Raw genomic sequence first — 15,379 nt, forward strand, 5'->3', positions numbered from 1 at the left:
AAAGGTTCCAGAGTCTGGCTATTATATCTGGAGCCTTTGAGCTATAGTAGAAAATATTATATGTATGGTTCTTTTTGTGGAAAAAAGTCTAGATTATAAAGTGGGAGAAAAAGTAAAAAGTTGGAGGTTGGAACGAGGGTACACTCAGAAAGATTTAGCAGAGAAACTTGGTGTAAAGTACTGGGTAATACTGCAATATGAGAAAGGGAACCGTAGAATTTCAATTGAAAGGTTGTATGCTATAGCTGAGGCACTATCAATCAGTATTACGGATCTTATTCCTTTATCACAAAGCTGTCTTGAAGATGAGGGAGAAGAAATACTGAACCTAATAAGAGAATATAAAAAGATTAATGATCAGGAGTTACGTAGAATGTTTTGTTTATTAACCCAATTTGTCCAAGTTAGTGAGAAAAGTAGTAAAAAATCGGAAAAAATAAAAATTGCAAAGGGTTTGGTTAAAGCAGGAGTTTCTGTTGATATTGTTGCAAAAACAATTGGTCTGTCTGCTGATGAATGTGTTGAAGAAAAAGTTGGTTCTATCTACTAAAAAATAGGAAAAAAGATAAAAGAATGGAGACTAGTGCGAGAATATACTCAGAAGGATTTAGCAGAAAAAATGAGTACAACACGTGATGAAATAAGCAACTATGAACAAGGACGCGTAGCTACTCCACTGGGAAAATTATATGAGATAGCGGAGGTGTTATCAATTAATATCATGGACCTGCTTGAACTAACAGAAGATGCAGATGATAAAATAAAAAATGAGCTACCTGATTTGATTAAAGAATACAAAGAAATTGAGAGCCAAGAACTACGTAATGCGCTAATAAAATCTCTGTTTGAAGGTTGTGAAGAAAAAGTGAGGAAAGAGGAAAGAGTCAAAGTTGCAAAGGATCTAGTAAAAGGGGGAATTTCTATTGATACTATTTTGCAAGCGGTAGGTTTATCTATTGATATGGTTTTAGATGGATAACTCGTAAAAAAATTATAGCAATAAAGTTTTTTTCTTAAATGGAGGATAAATGTTTGTTTCTGCAAGCAATGTTAGTTACGGAATAGGGCAAAGAATAGAAAATTGTAGGTTAATGCGAGGGCATACTCAAATAGGATTAGCAAGTCAAATAGGTTTAACATACCAAGAAGTAAACAGCTATGAAGATGGGTATATTCCTATTCCAATTGAAGTACTATATATAATAGCAAGAGTATTATCAGTTGACGTTGTAGATTTATTACCTGAACCAGTAATAGTAAGGGAAGACAGCTATGAAGACGAGGAAATACTCTATCTAACGAAAATATACGAGAATCAAAAGTTAGGTAAGATAGTACCTTCATTAGTCAGGTTTGTTCATATTAGCGAAAAAATTAATCAAGAAGAAGCAAGGTTGGAAATAGCAAAAAATCTAGTAAAAGAAGGAGTTTTAGTTGACATAATTTCCCAGGCAACAGGCTTATCTATTTACGAGTATGATAATACAGAGAAAGAAGTCTGCACTGATTCTATATATTACAGAATAGGGCAAAGAATAAGAGAATGGAGGTTGATAAGAAGATATACTCAAAAAGATTTGGCAGATAAAGTTGATTTAACGCTCAAGGAAATACACGAATATGAAAAAGGATATACTGCCATCTCATTTGATAAATTATATGAAATAGCAAGAGCATTATCAGTGAATATTAAAGTTCTACTGCCTAAAACAAGAGAAAGCAAAAAGCTATTGAGTTTAATGGATGAGTACGGAGAACAAGAATCATTAGTCAAATCTCTATCTGAAGATATGAAAAATGGCAAGGAAAAAGTTAAAAAAACAGAAAAAATCAGGGTTGCAAAAAACCTAGCAAAGGCAGGTGTTGCTATTGATATTATTGTGCGAGCAAGTGGCCTAACTGCTGATGAGTTGGATGAGTGTGAAAATTGAATTGTGTTAAACAATATATTAAGATATAAGTAAAAATAGTTATATATTTTATATTTCTATACAGAATTTGTTTATCACTTTCTGATTTTCCTCTATCATTGCCTTTGCCTCTTGCTGAAGAGATTTAATATTTTTTGATGTAATATTATCCATGTCAGGTGATGCTATTTTCAATTGGGATTGTATACGTATATATTTATCAGCTATAACTTGATTAAGTTGGTAGTTTACTGCATCTAAACTTGAAGAAAACATCACATGTATTAGTGGTTTTATCCAACCTATCTTTCCAAATCTCTTTGAATTGGCATACTCTATGCTTCTATCTGTTCTTCCAGTACCTATCGATAACAGTACAATATCATCATTTGGAAATAACTTCTTACCACTTGCATATGCACAAGACGCTGGATTATTGGCAAATACCCCACCATCCACTAATACTCTGTCTATCTGGTCAATTTTTAGATGTTTTGGTATGAAATAAGTAGGTGCAGCCGTTGCAGCTCTGAGTGCATCTTTCAGCTTAATATTACCTTCTTTCCAGCTTTTGAAGAAAAATGGGCAGTTATTGTGAATATCGTAACTCGTAATCAACACATTACTTAAAGTGTTTTTAAGGATATCATCGCCAAAATATTTATCCAGTACAAATTCAATATTTTTATGTGGGTATTGTGCGCAATTAAGCCAAGAAAATATTGATCTTCTCAAAAATGAAGATTTAAAAATATATGGTCCATATTCCCGATAGAACTCGACTAAATCATTAGCAGAATATTGAGGTTTATCTTTTTTACATAATCCTGCTATAACAATTCCACCAGTTGAGGTTCCTGCCATAAGATCAAAGATTTCAGCTACTCTCTTTCTTGTTCTTTTTTCTATTTCCGCTAGAATGATGGCTGGTATTATGCCCCTTATGCCTCCGCCGTCAACTGAAAGGATGTATTTTTTCATGATTAGATATTTATTAGTTCTATTAACTTGCTCACTTTTATCAGGGTGTGTTTCTTGTCCAAGTACTACTGTATGTTTCACTCCTAGAGAAAATTGTGCCGAACAAATAACCAATGCTATAGATCAAGCTCAAAAATCCATATTAGTTCAGGCATACCAATTTACCTCAAAGCCTATTGCTGAATCCTTGGTTCAAGCTAAAAAGCGTAGAGTTGATGTCATGGTTATTCTCGACGAATCGCAAGTTAGCTCAAAGTATAGTGTTATTAATGAACTGTTTCATCAAAAAATCCCAATATACATAGACTATAAACCTGCAATTTCACACAGTAAAATTATGATTATTGATGAGCAAAAAATCATAACTGGATCTTTCAATTTCTCTGACGCCGCGCAGAAAAAAAACGCTGAGAATCTACTGATTATAACAGGAGAACCTACATTAGTTGAGCAATACATCGAAAACTGGAAGGATCGTAAATCTCAATCTGATCCTTATACACCAAAAGTAGAAGAATAATTACTTAAAATCAGCTTTAAGCTCATCCAACTCCTCAGAAAGATTTTTCACCCTTTCCTCAAGTACTAACACTTTTTCCATTAAACCATATTCAATGAGTTTATCGTGAAATTGTACCCTTGAGTCTAGCTTGGATAACCACCATATCAATGCTACGGTTTGGATTAATATGGTAATAATTACCGTAATTGGGATTTTTTGCTTTTTCATGTGAAAATATTAACTTGTTATGGATAGTTTTAGAAATTTATGTATAGATTATAGAAAACTTACAGCTTTAGTGATTACTTTTTGTTGATTCGTATTGATCCTCTGCTTTAGCAAGTAGCTTTATGATTTCTCTATATGTTTTGCCTTTGTTTTTATCATATCGCAATTCCACTACAGCCATATCTCTTGGTCTTCTTCCATCTCGATCTGTAGCTATAGGATTTGATCCTTTATCTAATAAGAATTTGACAATTTCTAAATGTCCATTATCTGCAGCATAATGTAGTGCTGTTCGCTTAAATTTATTGGCAGTATTTATATCAACATCCTTTTCTACTAAAAATTTTATAATTTCTAAACATCCTTTTTCTGCAGCATAATGCAATGCTTTTTCGCCAATATTTACATTATTTTGTATCAAGAGCTCGATATTTTCTAGGTCACAAGTTTCAGATGCAATCTCTAATTTAGTAATGCTATCTTCATATCTCTTTTCAGATAAGGAAATACATACGATTACAATACATACTGCTAGTGCTATTAATAAAATTAGTCTATTTTTATATATGATCGAATTTATGTTCATGTATTATATATTTATTTGGAATTAAATGACCATTTGCTTAAGTTTCACTTAAACAGCTTTGCTCACTGTTGCCTCTACTATAGTTTGATATCCTCTATTATTCAGAATATGTTCTGCCTTGCTAATTACCCATTCACCTTCAATTTCCTGACAAAATCCTGAAAGGCTGATCTTAGCTTCTGCAAATAATTCTGGATTACCAGGAACAGTTACATTTAAATTTGATGTACTACGTTTTAGTTGTTTTAACTTAGCTGCTGCTGCACTAATTGCTGATTCTGCGGTAGAGTAAAGCGTTTGCAGGGTATAACTTGGACCCTCATTTCCCACTTTCTCTTCTATAGTTTCTCCCTTTTCATAACTGTGCCATTTTGCAATAACAGATCCATATTTGTTACGCACATTAAAATTTACCTCCCAATTTATAATATCTTTAGGTGTTAATACTGTTGTACCTAACATCTTTCCAGTCGCTGATCTTGCTTCTCCCTTCGGAATAAAAATTATATATCCTCCTACTGGTTTTACTAGTGCATCATATTTTTTGCCTAATCCTTCCAAAAAACTCATGTCGCTTTCATCTGCTTGAATGGTATGTGGTATAAATATATTTTCAAATCTTTCAGCGACTTTACCTTCATACCCATGTTCTTGTGCTATTTCTTTAATCAAATCTCCCAAGGTAATGTCTTTCCATTCCTTTGATTTTCTTTCCTTTAATGATCCTCTTAAACTTGCAGCGTCACATTTTATTCTTAAAGTTTGTGGTGGACTTTGTATTGTAATTTGATTTGCCTTATATACCCCCATAGGTAATAAACCTGTTTCTTTATATCCTAGAAAAACCTGTAAATTACCCTTAAGTTCTAAAGCGCTAGAACTATAATTAATACATATCTCAGCTTCGTCACTTGTAGTACCTGATCCATCAGTGACACGTAGTAATATTAAACTCTTTTTTAAAAGCTCTGTTACTGGGTTATTTTTTGCTACTATATCAAAATCTGGTGTCATTCATCTAAAATGTTTATAACAGATTCTTTCGGTATTTTTTGAATTTTAGGAAGCTTAATTCTTAATCCAGCGGGCAAAAAACTTCCACTTCCATCAACTATGTTTTTTAAATTTTTTATTTGTATAATTTTGCAACTTTACCCAACCATATAGATAATAAAAACCCGTTTGTCATAGAAACAGAATTCTATATCAAACAGCTGCTGCAACAATTTCCGTTTAAGCTATTGTGAATAAGCACGTCCGCACAAACTTAAAGTGCTTATTCACAATATTCATTTCAATTACTGCTATGTAAATTTTAAATATTCAAATTAATTGCTTCTTTAAGCCTTGCGTTAGCAATTACTATAATTTTACGCATTAGAGCTGTTATAGCTACCATCTTCTTCTTACCACTTTCAACAAGCTTAGAATAAAAGGCACCAAGTGCAGATTTGGACTTTGCAGCAGCCATGGCAGATGTAAAAAGTTTTGCACGAACATTGCTTCTACCACCTGTTATTCTTCGGTATCCAATAGTTTTACCACTTTCTTTTGGATAAGGTGCAACCCCAGCAAGGCTTGCAACTTCTCTCCTGCTTAAGTAACCAAGCTCTGGCATTAAACAGAGAAAATCTTGAGATAACTTTGGACCTATTCCAGGAACTGTTTTTAGGATTTTTTGACGTTGTTGTAACTCACGGCTTTCATCAATAATTTTTTGTATAGTATTATTGAGTTCATCTATTTGAATATTAAAGAATTCGATAGTTTTTTGACAACTTTCTTTTATATGGTCATTTTCAGGTGCTGCCAGTCTACATTTTTCCTGAGCTCTCATTTGCGTAATGTCATCACGACGTTGACAAAGTGCAACCAAGGTTGATTGATTTTCAAAAGTGGGTACAAATAGAGAGATAGTGCTGTGACGTTCAAATCCATATTGAGCAAGAGCTCTTGCATCTGATTTATCAGACTTTGCTAAAGTTCCGTGAGACAAGATAAAGCTTTTTACTTTACGGGTATTAGCTCGATGTGTGGCAATATTTTTGTCAACAAGAAAATGTAATAAACCAAGCTCATACTTTCCTGTATTTTCTAAAGTTACTAAAGAATTAGGTAGGATATCTGAAAACTTTTGAAACAATTGTTGCCAGCCAGAAGTATTATTGTCAAATCCTACAGTATTCTTCTGTTCGTGAACTGCAACAACATTTTTAAATTTCCCGATATCAATGCCAATAAAATTTTGATAAGATGTAATCATTATAACCTCGATAGTTTAATTAATTTAAGATTGTAAACGGGTGCATATACATGTCCCACACAACTATTCAAACGTATCGAGAGATGGGCTAGTGTACCTTGATGGACACGGTTGTAATACCAATATTCTGCCGGTCGCACACGCCCGTGATAACCCTATCCCTATAGTGAGTAGGGTTATCTTTCCCTCTTATTTCCTTTATATCATATTTTTGACTTACAATATTCTGGTCATGAAAGACCAACTTATATAGAAATGAAACTAAGTGATATAGAAAAATTGTTTGAAAGGAGATGAGTTCAGTTTGTCAAAAAGGTTCTCAATTAAGCATACGTAACAGCTCTTCTGGTTATGGAGTATAAAATGTGAAAAAAGAGAATAATTACTCTAATTTTTTATATTATAAAGTAGTAGGACAGAAAGTAAGAAGTTGTAGGATAGCAAAGGGGTATACTCAAAAAGATTTAGCGAAGAAAGTCAGTGTAACGTATCAAATAGTACTACAATATGAAAAAGGAACACGAAAAATTTCGATTGAAAAGTTGTGCGCTATAGCAAAGGTGTTATCAATTAATATTACGGATCTTATTCCTGTATCAAATGAAAAAATCTGTCTTGAAGATGAGGGAGAAGAAATACTAAATCTAGTAAGAGAATATAAAAAGATTAATGATCAGGAATTACGTAAGATGTTTTGTTTGCTAACCAAATTTGTCCAAGTCAGTGAAAGAAGTAGTAGGAAAGCAGAGAAAGTAAAAATTGCAAAGGGTCTGGTTAAAGCAGGAGTTTCTGTTGATACTGTTTCAAAAACAATTGGTCTATCTGCTGATGAATGTGTTGAAGAAAAAACGGGTTCTATCTACTACCAAATAGGCAAAAAGATAAAGGAATGGAGACTAGTGAGAGAGTATACTCAAAAGGATTTAGCGGAGAAAATGAGTACAACACGTGACGAAATAAGCAACTATGAACAAGGACGCGTAGCTACTCCACTGGGAAAATTATATGAGATAGCAGAAACATTATCGATTAGTATTACAGATCTACTAACAGAGGAAGATGAAGGTAGTAAAGTGGAAAATGAGCTACCGAATTTGATTAAAGAATACAAAGAAATTGAGAGCCAAGAACTACGTCATGCACTAATAAAATCTTTGTTTGAAGGCATACGGATTTGCGAAGAAAAAGTGAAAAGAGCAGAAAAGATCAAAATTGCAAAAGACTTAGTAAAAAAAGGAATTTCTATCAATATTATTTTAAAAACAATAGGCATCTCTTTAGACGAAATTCAACAAATTTAAGTAAAAAAATCAGTATCTATTAACATCTTTACTTTTTGATGAAAAAATAAGTAAAAAAGATTGAGAAATTGATTTGACTTCACTCGGAAGCTATGGCTCTATGCCAATGCTGATAAAAAAACAGCAGTAAATATTTAAAAAAAGTTTGTTGTTAGTGAAGGGTAAATTATATGAATAAAAGTAAAGAAGAAATCGAATTCAGAATATTAGAAAGCAAAGGCAAAGCACTACTTGATCGTGAAATAATGGAAACATTTCTAAGTGCAGTACATGAAAGGCCACAGGCTCAAGAAATTGCTAAAAATCTGGTGAATACTTATACGGGAGTAGGAAAGATTTTAGGTAGAGAAATGGATGACCTGAAAGTTATAGAAGGAGTAACTGATTCTGCAGTAGCAATGATTATGTGTGTTAAGGAAACACTAGAAAGAGTACTGAGAGAAAAGCTCAAGAGTGAGCCAATAATGGACTTACAAGGGCTAGTAGAGTATTTGAACGTAAGTATAGGACACTTAGAAAGGGAATGTGTAAAAATACTGTATTTGAATAAAAGGCGCCAACTAACCGGAGAAGAATCCTATATTGGTGAAATGGAAAAAGCACCAGTATACATAAAGGAAATTACAAGAAAAGCATTAATAAAGAATGCAACATTAGTAATAATGTCACACAACCACCCTGGGGGAAGTTTAGAACCTTCAGAAGAAGATCAAGAAGTAACAAAGAGCTTAGCAGCAGCATGTAGTACTGTAAGCGTTAGATTATTTGATCATATTATCATTACAAGTGGGGGTTATTTTAGCTTTAGAGAAAACGGATTGTTATAGCAGAAAGTATTTGCAAATCTACTCATATTAATTTATAATGAGTAATATAATGTATAATAACAAAGTTTATTGTACACTTAAAAAGTATTTTTAATATGAGGTTTATATGACTAGTAAAGATCAGAATAAAAAGACTAATGTTAATCACAAGAAAATATTTGGTGCTCTTGAAAGCGTTGATATAGAGCAGTCTAAATTTGTGAGTAAAATTAATAGCCAGAAGGAGATAAAACTGGAAGATACAATGCCTTTCCCTAGCAGAAACGTTCGCGAAAACAAAATCAACTATGGAAAAGGACTTGATTATATATATGGCACAAAACCTGTAAGTGATCAAGAAGATAAAAATCCATTTGCCTCAGCTTTGCAAAAAATAAAGCCAAATACAGAGAAGCTGAGCTGGTTTAAGAGTTCTATAGTAGAGGCAAAAAACGTAAATGAATTGCACAAAGTTATAGACAAAGTACTAGCTTCTGGAGCAAGGCTAAATGCATGTAATGATGGAGAATGGAGCTTCGCGGAATATGTGATACTGGGCACACATTTTCATAAATTTGATAAGGCTGATCGTAAAAAGCTAATACGTAAATTAATGCTAAGTGGTGCAGAGTTTCATGATACTCTACTGCAGAATAAACTGATAGGTGAAATCTATAATGAGCTACAGCCAGAAGTTCAGCCACAGATAGATAAGCAACTAGAAGAGCTAGAGGAAGCTGGCGAAAATGCTGTGCAAGAAGGAGAATTAATAGATGTTGAGATAGATAATACAACATCGTATATAGAATTTTCTGGGAATAGTAAGGTAGAGGTAGCCAAAATACTGGAAGCAAACAGAAAGTTAGGAAGTAATATCTTAAAAATTGGTAATGATGCAGTTGAAGTTAAAAGTGAGAAGGGAGGTATAAGAAACTATACCGATATTTCAGATGGCAGCTCTATCATGTTAGAATTTCCTACAAGCATTGGTAAGCTAAATATTATATTGTACCAAGAGGCAGATCAGGTGCAAGTGAGAGTAGAAAATAAGGAAATGTGGGCTGAGTTACAAAAAAGAGGCGAAGAAATAGGAAAAAACTGTCTCTTTGGAGGAGTGAAACTTAAAGAAGCGGTAGAAAGAGGTAGTTTCACTAGATGTGGCATATGGAGTGAAAAGCAGAAGGAAGTAAGTGAAAAATTGTTTTCATGGGCAGACAAAGTACGTGAAAATAGTAAAGAAACTTGTAGGGCACTTTAATTTAAAGGTTCCAGAGTCTGGCTATTATATCTGGAGCCTTTGAGCTATAATAGAAAATATTATATGCAAGGTTCTTTTTGTGGAAAAAAGTCTAGATTATAAAGTGGGAGAAAAATTAAAAAGCTGGAGGTTAGAGCGAGGGTACACTCAGAAAGATTTAGCAGAGAAAATTGGTGTAAAATACTGGGTGATATTGCAATATGAGAAAGGGAATCGTAGAGTTCCAATTGAAAGGTTGTATGCTATAACTGAGGCACTATCAATCAGTATTACGGATCTTATTCCTGTATCAAAAAGCTGTCTTGAAGATGAAGAAGAAATATTAAATCTAGTAAGAGAATATAAAAAGATTAACGATCAGGAGTTACGTAAGATGTTTTGTTTGCTAACCAAATTTGTCCAAGTTAGTGAGAAAAGTAGTAGAAAATCGGAAAAAATAAAAATTGCAAAGAGTCTGGTTAAAGCAGGAGTTTCTGTTGATATTGTTGCAAAAACAATTGGTCTGTCTGCTGATGAATGTGTTGAAGAAAAAGTTGGTTCTATCTACTACCAAATAGGCAAAAAGATAAAGGAATGGAGACTAGTGAGAGAGTATACTCAAAAGGATTTAGCGGAGAAAATGAGTACAACACGTGACGAAATAAGCAACTATGAACAAGGACGCGTAGCTACTCCACTGGGAAAATTATATGAGATAGCAGAAACATTATCGATTAGTATTACAGATCTACTAACAGAGGAAGATGAAGGTAGTAAAGTGGAAAATGAGCTACCGAATTTGATTAAAGAATACAAAGAAATTGAGAGCCAAGAACTACGTAATGCATTAATAAAATTTCTGTTTGAAGGAATACGGCTTTGTGAGGAGAAAGTGAGAGAGGTAGAAAGGATTAAAGTTGGAAGGGATTTAGTAAAAGGGGGAATTCCTCTTGATATTATTTTGCAAGTAGTTGATTTATCTGCTGATCAAATTGGATGAAAATTTATTTCTAAATAAGGTATATATGTTTGTTTCTGTAAGAGATGTTAGTCCTATAAGTTACAAAATAGGGCAAAAAATGGAAAATAGCAGGTTAATGCGAGGGCATACTCAAATAGAATTAGCAAGTAAAATAGGTTTAACATACCAAGAGGTAAACAGCTATGAAAATGGGTATAGTTCTATTCCAATTGAAGTACTATATGTAATAGCAAGAGTATTATCAGTTGATGTTGTAGATTTATTACCTGAACCAGTAATAGTAAGGGAAGACAGCTATGAAGACGAGGAAATACTCTATCTAACAAAAATATACGAGAATCAAAAGTTAGGCAAAATAGTACCTTCATTAGTCAGGTTTGTTCATATTAGCGAGAAAATCAATCAAGAGGAGGCAAGATTAGAGGTAGCAAAAAATCTAGTTAAAGAAGGAGTGTCAGTTGACATAATTTCCCAAGCAACCGGCTTATCTATTTACGAGTATAATGATACAAGAAAAGAAGTCTGCACTGATTCTATATATTACAGAGTAGGGCAAAGAATAAGAGAATGGAGATTGATAAGGAGATATACTCAAAAAGATTTGGCGGATAAAGTTGATTTAACGCTCAAGGAAATACACGAATATGAAAAAGGATATACTGCCATATCATTTGATAAATTATATGAAATAGCAAGAGAATTATCAGTGAATATTAAAGTTTTGCTACCTGAAACGAGAGAAAGTAAAGAAGAGAATAAACTATTGAGTTTAATAAAAGCTCTGTTGCCTAAAATAACAGAATGTGAAGATGAGAATAGCAAAAAGCTATTGAGTTTAATGGATGAGTACAGAGAAGATGAGAATCAAGAATCGTTAGATGCATTAGTCAAATCTCTATCTGAAGATATGAAAAGTGGCAAGGAAAAAGTTAAAAAAGCAGAAAAAATCAGGGTTGCAAAGAATCTATCAAAGGCAGATGTTTCTATTGATATTATTTTGCGAGCAAGTGGCCTAACTGTTGGTGAGTTGGGTGAGTGTGAAAATTGAATTGTGTTTAAGATATAAGTAAAAGTAGTTAATATATTTGTGTGATTCATATAGGTCATAACAACTGATTTGTCAGATTAAGTCTGAATTTTAAATAGTTAAGTAACGTTGTGTTTTTGAATTGACTTTAATCTTTGATCATGCTTGTAATTTTGCATGACAAAAGGCTCCTTTGACGGAATGTAATTTTTTTGCACTTCACTTAAACAAGGAATTGTACTTTCTAGCTCTTTATATTTTTCCCATGGAGTTTTCCCTTGAAGAGAGCTATGAGGACGTTGTCTATTATAATGGTTTTCCCAATCTCTGAGTTTAATTTGTAGGTCAGGATCCTTGATGTTAACACTACTGTAAAATTCATCTAAATCTGTACGCTGAGCTCTTTCCACTTTACCGTTTAAATGCGGGGAAAATGGCTTGATAGGACGAAATTTGATTTTCCATTTTTTCAAATATTCTTGCACCCCATAAGCAAAAAATTCCTGTCCTCTATCGGTTTGAATTCTTTGACAATGAAATGGCATTTTTTCTCTTAGTTGTTCAAGAAAATCTAGAGTGTTTTCTGCAGTACGTCTTGGGTACAATGTAACAACTTTATAACGTGTACAATCATCTATAGCGGTATACTGATAAAGTCCAGAAGCTATTTTGCATACATCCATCTGTATACGCTCTCCTGGTACTTTACAGTTGTAACGCTTTATTTGTTTGCGGTAATGACGTTTAATACGTAAAAGACTTACATCATATTTTTTGAAAACTTTGTGTATAGTAGCCAATGAAAAAGAGAGATCATGTAAACGTTTCAATTCAGTTTGAATACGTCTTGCTCCTAATTTTCTAGTTTTTCTTAAGTGGAGAATAAGTTGATCACTAGATATATTGGTTTTTTGTAAAGGTGAGGTTTTAGGCCTGCTACTAAGATTTTCTAATCCTTTTTCACCAAACTCCTTGTAACGTTTACACCATTTGCGTAAGGTAAAGCGTGAAATATTATAGTGCTGACATACTCTTCCTGCATGACCTAATTTTTTATATAGGTTTACCCAATTCAGGCGTAGCTTAACTTTAGAGTCCATTTACTTGCGGCTTTTATTGTTGATATACTTCCCACCATAATTGTAATAAGGTATATAAACTATCACAAGTACAAATTTCTATTTGATCTTACATTTTTATTGTAATAACCTATATGAATCACACAATATATTATCTATTCTAAACCCTTATTTAGCTCTGCAGAATTTTTTTGGCATTTCTACGTATCAAGATAAAACATCACAGAATTTATCGATTACTTTTTGATTACCTTCTATCATTGCATTTGCCTCTTGCTGAAGAAATTTGATGTTTTTGAGTGTAATATTGTCCATCTCAGTCGATGCTACTTTCAATTGCGATTGTATTCTTATGTATTTATCATCTATTACTTGTTCTAGTTGATAATCAACGCAATCCAATCCAGAAGCAAACATCACATTCAGTAGTGGCTTGATCCACCCTATTTTGCCAAATCTCCTTGAGTTAGCATACTTTATACTTCTATTTGTTCCACCAGTACCTATTGATAGCAGTATAATCTCATCATTTGGAAATAACCTCTTACCACTTGCATATGCACAAGCTGCTGGATTATTTGCAAAAACCCCTCCATCCACTAATACTCTGTCTATCTGGTCAATTTTTAGATATTTTGGTATGAAATAAGTAGGTGCAGCCGTTGTAGCTCTGAGTGCATCTTTTAATTTGACAAAATCTCTATCTTCTCTCCAACTCTTAAAAAAGAAAGGATAGTTGTTATGAATATCATAACTTGTTATCAGTACCTTACTTAAAGTATTTTGTAGAGTATCATCACCAAAATATTTATCCAGTACAAATTCAATATTTTTATGTGGGTATTGTGCACAGTTAAACCAAGATAATATTGATCGCCTGAAGAATGAAGATTTAAAAATATATGACCCGTATTCTTGGTAAAGCTCAACTAAATCATTTGCTGAATATTGGAGATTTCCCCGTTCATCTTTTTTGCATAACCCAGCTACAACAATTCCGCCTGTTGAAGTACCAGCCATAAGATCAAAAATTTGAGAAATAGGTTTCCTTGCTCTCTTTTCTATTTCTGCTAGAATTACTGCTGGTATTATGCCCCTTATACCACCACCGTCAATTGAAAGGATGTATTTAGTCATGAGTAGATATTTATTAGTTTTATTAACTTGCTCACTTTTATCAGGGTGTGTTTCTTGTCCAAGTACTACTGTATGTTTCACTCCTAGAGAAAATTGTACCAATCTAATAATTGATTCTATGGATCATGCTAAAAAATCCGTGTTGGTTCAGGCATACCAATTTACCTCAAAGCCTATTGCACAATCTTTAATTAGAGCAAAAAAACGTGGTGTTGATATTAAGGTTATTCTCGACGAATCGCAAGTGAGCTCAAAGTATAGCGTTATCAATGAGCTGTTTCATCAAAGAATACCAATATATATAGACTATAAACCTGCAATTTCACATAGCAAAATTATGATCATTGATAATCAAAAAATCATTACGGGTTCGTTCAATTTCTCTGATGCTGCCCAGAAAAAGAATGCTGAGAATCTATTGATCATAACTGGAGATTCTCCACTAGTTGAGCAATACATCGAAAATTGGGAAGATCGCCAATCACATTCTAAGCCTTATATGCTAGAATAGTTACTTTGAGTTAGCTTTGAATTCATCCAATTCCTCAGAAAGATTTTTTACCCGCTCTTCCAGACGATATACCGTAACAGTTAATCCATTATTTTGTTCTATGAGTTTTTCATGTATATGCACTCGTAAATCCAGTTTGGCAAGCCACCAAATCGCCGCTACCGTCTGTATTAACATCGTTACAATTACTGCGATTGGGATTTTTTGATTTTTCATAATTACTTAAATGTGGATTTATTATGGATAACTACTTTATAGTAACTACTTCTCTGATTTGTACTGTTCCTCTGCTCTAGCCAGTAACTTTATTATTTCTTTATAAGGTTTGTTTTTATCGTGTCGCGATGCCATTACAGCTATTTTTCTAGCTCCTTTTCCGTCATTATCTTTTATGTTAGGATTCGCGCCTTTTTCTAATAAGAACCTTACAATTCCTAAATGCCCTTCACCTGCAGCATGATGTAAAGCTGTCCTTTTAAAAGCATTCTTATCGATTGCATTTATATTTACTTTCTCTTCTACTATTAAAAATCTAATAGTATCTAAGCATCCTTCTCTTGCTGCATAATGTAATGCAGTTTCGCTTAAGTTTGGTATTATATCTTTTACTAAAAATCTCGTTGTTTCTAAACTACAACTTACAGTAGCTACTTGTAGTATCTTTCTGTAATTCTCGTTAGCTTTGGATTTTTGGTAGCAATATGTAATAACAACACATACTATTAATGGTATAAACCATACAAAATGTATTTTATCCTTTTCATTACATTTTAGTTGACTCATATTCAGTAGTTTCTTTACATTGAATAGACTATGTACTTATTTTTCC

The 15,379-nt window shown here is 33.1% G+C and carries 17 protein-coding genes and 1 pseudogene; 9 read left to right on the forward strand and 9 right to left on the reverse strand.

Annotated elements, in window-relative coordinates:
* Positions 1–64 precede the first annotated feature (64 nt).
* Both wmk (OOK84_RS04395) and wmk (OOK84_RS04400) read left to right on the forward strand, forming a co-directional pair.
* Positions 65–979, forward strand: a pseudogene (gene wmk / locus OOK84_RS04395) (WO male-killing family protein Wmk).
* A gap of 49 nt (positions 980–1,028) precedes the next feature.
* Complete coding sequence (gene wmk / locus OOK84_RS04400) at positions 1,029–1,931, forward strand: WO male-killing family protein Wmk (protein ID WP_264731183.1); 903 nt, start codon at positions 1,029–1,031, stop codon at positions 1,929–1,931.
* 48 nt (positions 1,932–1,979) lie between these two features.
* Here wmk (OOK84_RS04400) and OOK84_RS04405 read toward each other — a convergent pair whose 3' ends face one another.
* Positions 1,980–2,891 carry a patatin-like phospholipase family protein gene (locus OOK84_RS04405; RefSeq protein ID WP_264731185.1) on the reverse strand — a complete coding sequence of 304 codons (912 nt, stop codon included), beginning with the start codon at positions 2,889–2,891 and terminating at the stop codon, positions 1,980–1,982.
* On the opposite strand from OOK84_RS04405, the gene OOK84_RS04410 reads away from it, so the two are divergent.
* Entirely contained in the window at positions 2,890–3,411 is a 522-nt protein-coding gene (locus tag OOK84_RS04410) for a phospholipase D family nuclease (RefSeq protein ID WP_264731187.1), read from the forward strand. The genes OOK84_RS04405 and OOK84_RS04410 overlap by 2 nt on opposite strands.
* Here the strand turns inward: OOK84_RS04410 and OOK84_RS04415 are convergent, their stop codons facing one another.
* From OOK84_RS04415 to OOK84_RS04430, 4 genes are all read right to left on the reverse strand, one after another.
* Positions 3,412–3,621: a hypothetical protein gene (locus OOK84_RS04415; protein ID WP_139686867.1), complete on the reverse strand. Its 210-nt coding sequence runs from the start codon at positions 3,619–3,621 to the stop codon at positions 3,412–3,414. It lies immediately after the preceding gene.
* 67 nt (positions 3,622–3,688) lie between these two features.
* On the reverse strand, positions 3,689–4,207 hold the full coding sequence (locus tag OOK84_RS04420; RefSeq protein WP_264731190.1) for an ankyrin repeat domain-containing protein: 519 nt from the start codon (positions 4,205–4,207) through the stop codon (positions 3,689–3,691).
* A gap of 48 nt (positions 4,208–4,255) precedes the next feature.
* Positions 4,256–5,221 carry a phage late control D family protein gene (locus OOK84_RS04425; protein WP_264731192.1) on the reverse strand — a complete coding sequence of 322 codons (966 nt, stop codon included), beginning with the start codon at positions 5,219–5,221 and terminating at the stop codon, positions 4,256–4,258.
* A gap of 301 nt (positions 5,222–5,522) precedes the next feature.
* A complete protein-coding gene (locus OOK84_RS04430) occupies positions 5,523–6,470 on the reverse strand; it encodes an IS110-like element ISWpi12 family transposase (protein WP_264731046.1) in 948 nt (315 codons plus the stop codon).
* Between the two features lie 365 nt (positions 6,471–6,835).
* On the opposite strand from OOK84_RS04430, the gene wmk (OOK84_RS04435) reads away from it, so the two are divergent.
* The 5 genes from wmk (OOK84_RS04435) (at position 6,836) to wmk (OOK84_RS04455) (ending at position 11,844) form a co-directional block, all read left to right on the forward strand.
* Positions 6,836–7,771, forward strand: coding sequence for a WO male-killing family protein Wmk (gene wmk, locus OOK84_RS04435; protein ID WP_264731194.1), 936 nt, complete (start codon positions 6,836–6,838; stop codon positions 7,769–7,771).
* 170 nt (positions 7,772–7,941) lie between these two features.
* Positions 7,942–8,598 (forward strand): JAB domain-containing protein, encoded by a 657-nt coding sequence (locus OOK84_RS04440; protein ID WP_250120019.1) that lies wholly within the window; start codon positions 7,942–7,944, stop codon positions 8,596–8,598.
* Between the two features lie 106 nt (positions 8,599–8,704).
* A complete protein-coding gene (locus tag OOK84_RS04445; RefSeq protein ID WP_264376374.1) occupies positions 8,705–9,835 on the forward strand; it encodes a hypothetical protein in 1,131 nt (376 codons plus the stop codon).
* A gap of 79 nt (positions 9,836–9,914) precedes the next feature.
* Positions 9,915–10,814: a WO male-killing family protein Wmk gene (wmk, locus tag OOK84_RS04450; protein WP_264731196.1), complete on the forward strand. Its 900-nt coding sequence runs from the start codon at positions 9,915–9,917 to the stop codon at positions 10,812–10,814.
* Between the two features lie 25 nt (positions 10,815–10,839).
* Positions 10,840–11,844, forward strand: a complete 1,005-nt coding sequence (gene wmk, locus OOK84_RS04455; RefSeq protein WP_019236581.1) for a WO male-killing family protein Wmk — start codon at positions 10,840–10,842, stop codon at positions 11,842–11,844.
* A gap of 98 nt (positions 11,845–11,942) precedes the next feature.
* On the opposite strand, the gene OOK84_RS04460 is transcribed toward wmk (OOK84_RS04455), so the two are convergent.
* Together OOK84_RS04460 and OOK84_RS04465 are read right to left on the reverse strand one after the other, a co-directional pair.
* Positions 11,943–12,923, reverse strand: a complete 981-nt coding sequence (locus tag OOK84_RS04460) for an IS481 family transposase (RefSeq protein WP_019078870.1) — start codon at positions 12,921–12,923, stop codon at positions 11,943–11,945.
* 186 nt (positions 12,924–13,109) lie between these two features.
* Positions 13,110–14,039 (reverse strand): patatin-like phospholipase family protein, encoded by a 930-nt coding sequence (locus tag OOK84_RS04465; protein WP_141456711.1) that lies wholly within the window; start codon positions 14,037–14,039, stop codon positions 13,110–13,112.
* On the opposite strand from OOK84_RS04465, the gene OOK84_RS04470 reads away from it, so the two are divergent.
* Positions 14,026–14,550: a phospholipase D family nuclease gene (locus OOK84_RS04470; RefSeq protein WP_038197876.1), complete on the forward strand. Its 525-nt coding sequence runs from the start codon at positions 14,026–14,028 to the stop codon at positions 14,548–14,550. The two genes, OOK84_RS04465 and OOK84_RS04470, sit on opposite strands and share 14 nt — an antisense overlap.
* On the opposite strand, the gene OOK84_RS04475 is transcribed toward OOK84_RS04470, so the two are convergent.
* Both OOK84_RS04475 and OOK84_RS04480 read right to left on the reverse strand, forming a co-directional pair.
* Complete coding sequence (locus tag OOK84_RS04475) at positions 14,551–14,766, reverse strand: hypothetical protein (protein WP_019236477.1); 216 nt, start codon at positions 14,764–14,766, stop codon at positions 14,551–14,553. It abuts the gene before it with no gap.
* Between the two features lie 45 nt (positions 14,767–14,811).
* Positions 14,812–15,333, reverse strand: a complete 522-nt coding sequence (locus tag OOK84_RS04480; protein WP_019236476.1) for an ankyrin repeat domain-containing protein — start codon at positions 15,331–15,333, stop codon at positions 14,812–14,814.
* Positions 15,334–15,379: the final 46 nt, after the last annotated feature.

Origin of the sequence: Wolbachia endosymbiont (group A) of Sphaerophoria taeniata (genome assembly GCF_947250735.1) — a bacterium.
Taxonomy (GTDB): domain Bacteria; phylum Pseudomonadota; class Alphaproteobacteria; order Rickettsiales; family Anaplasmataceae; genus Wolbachia.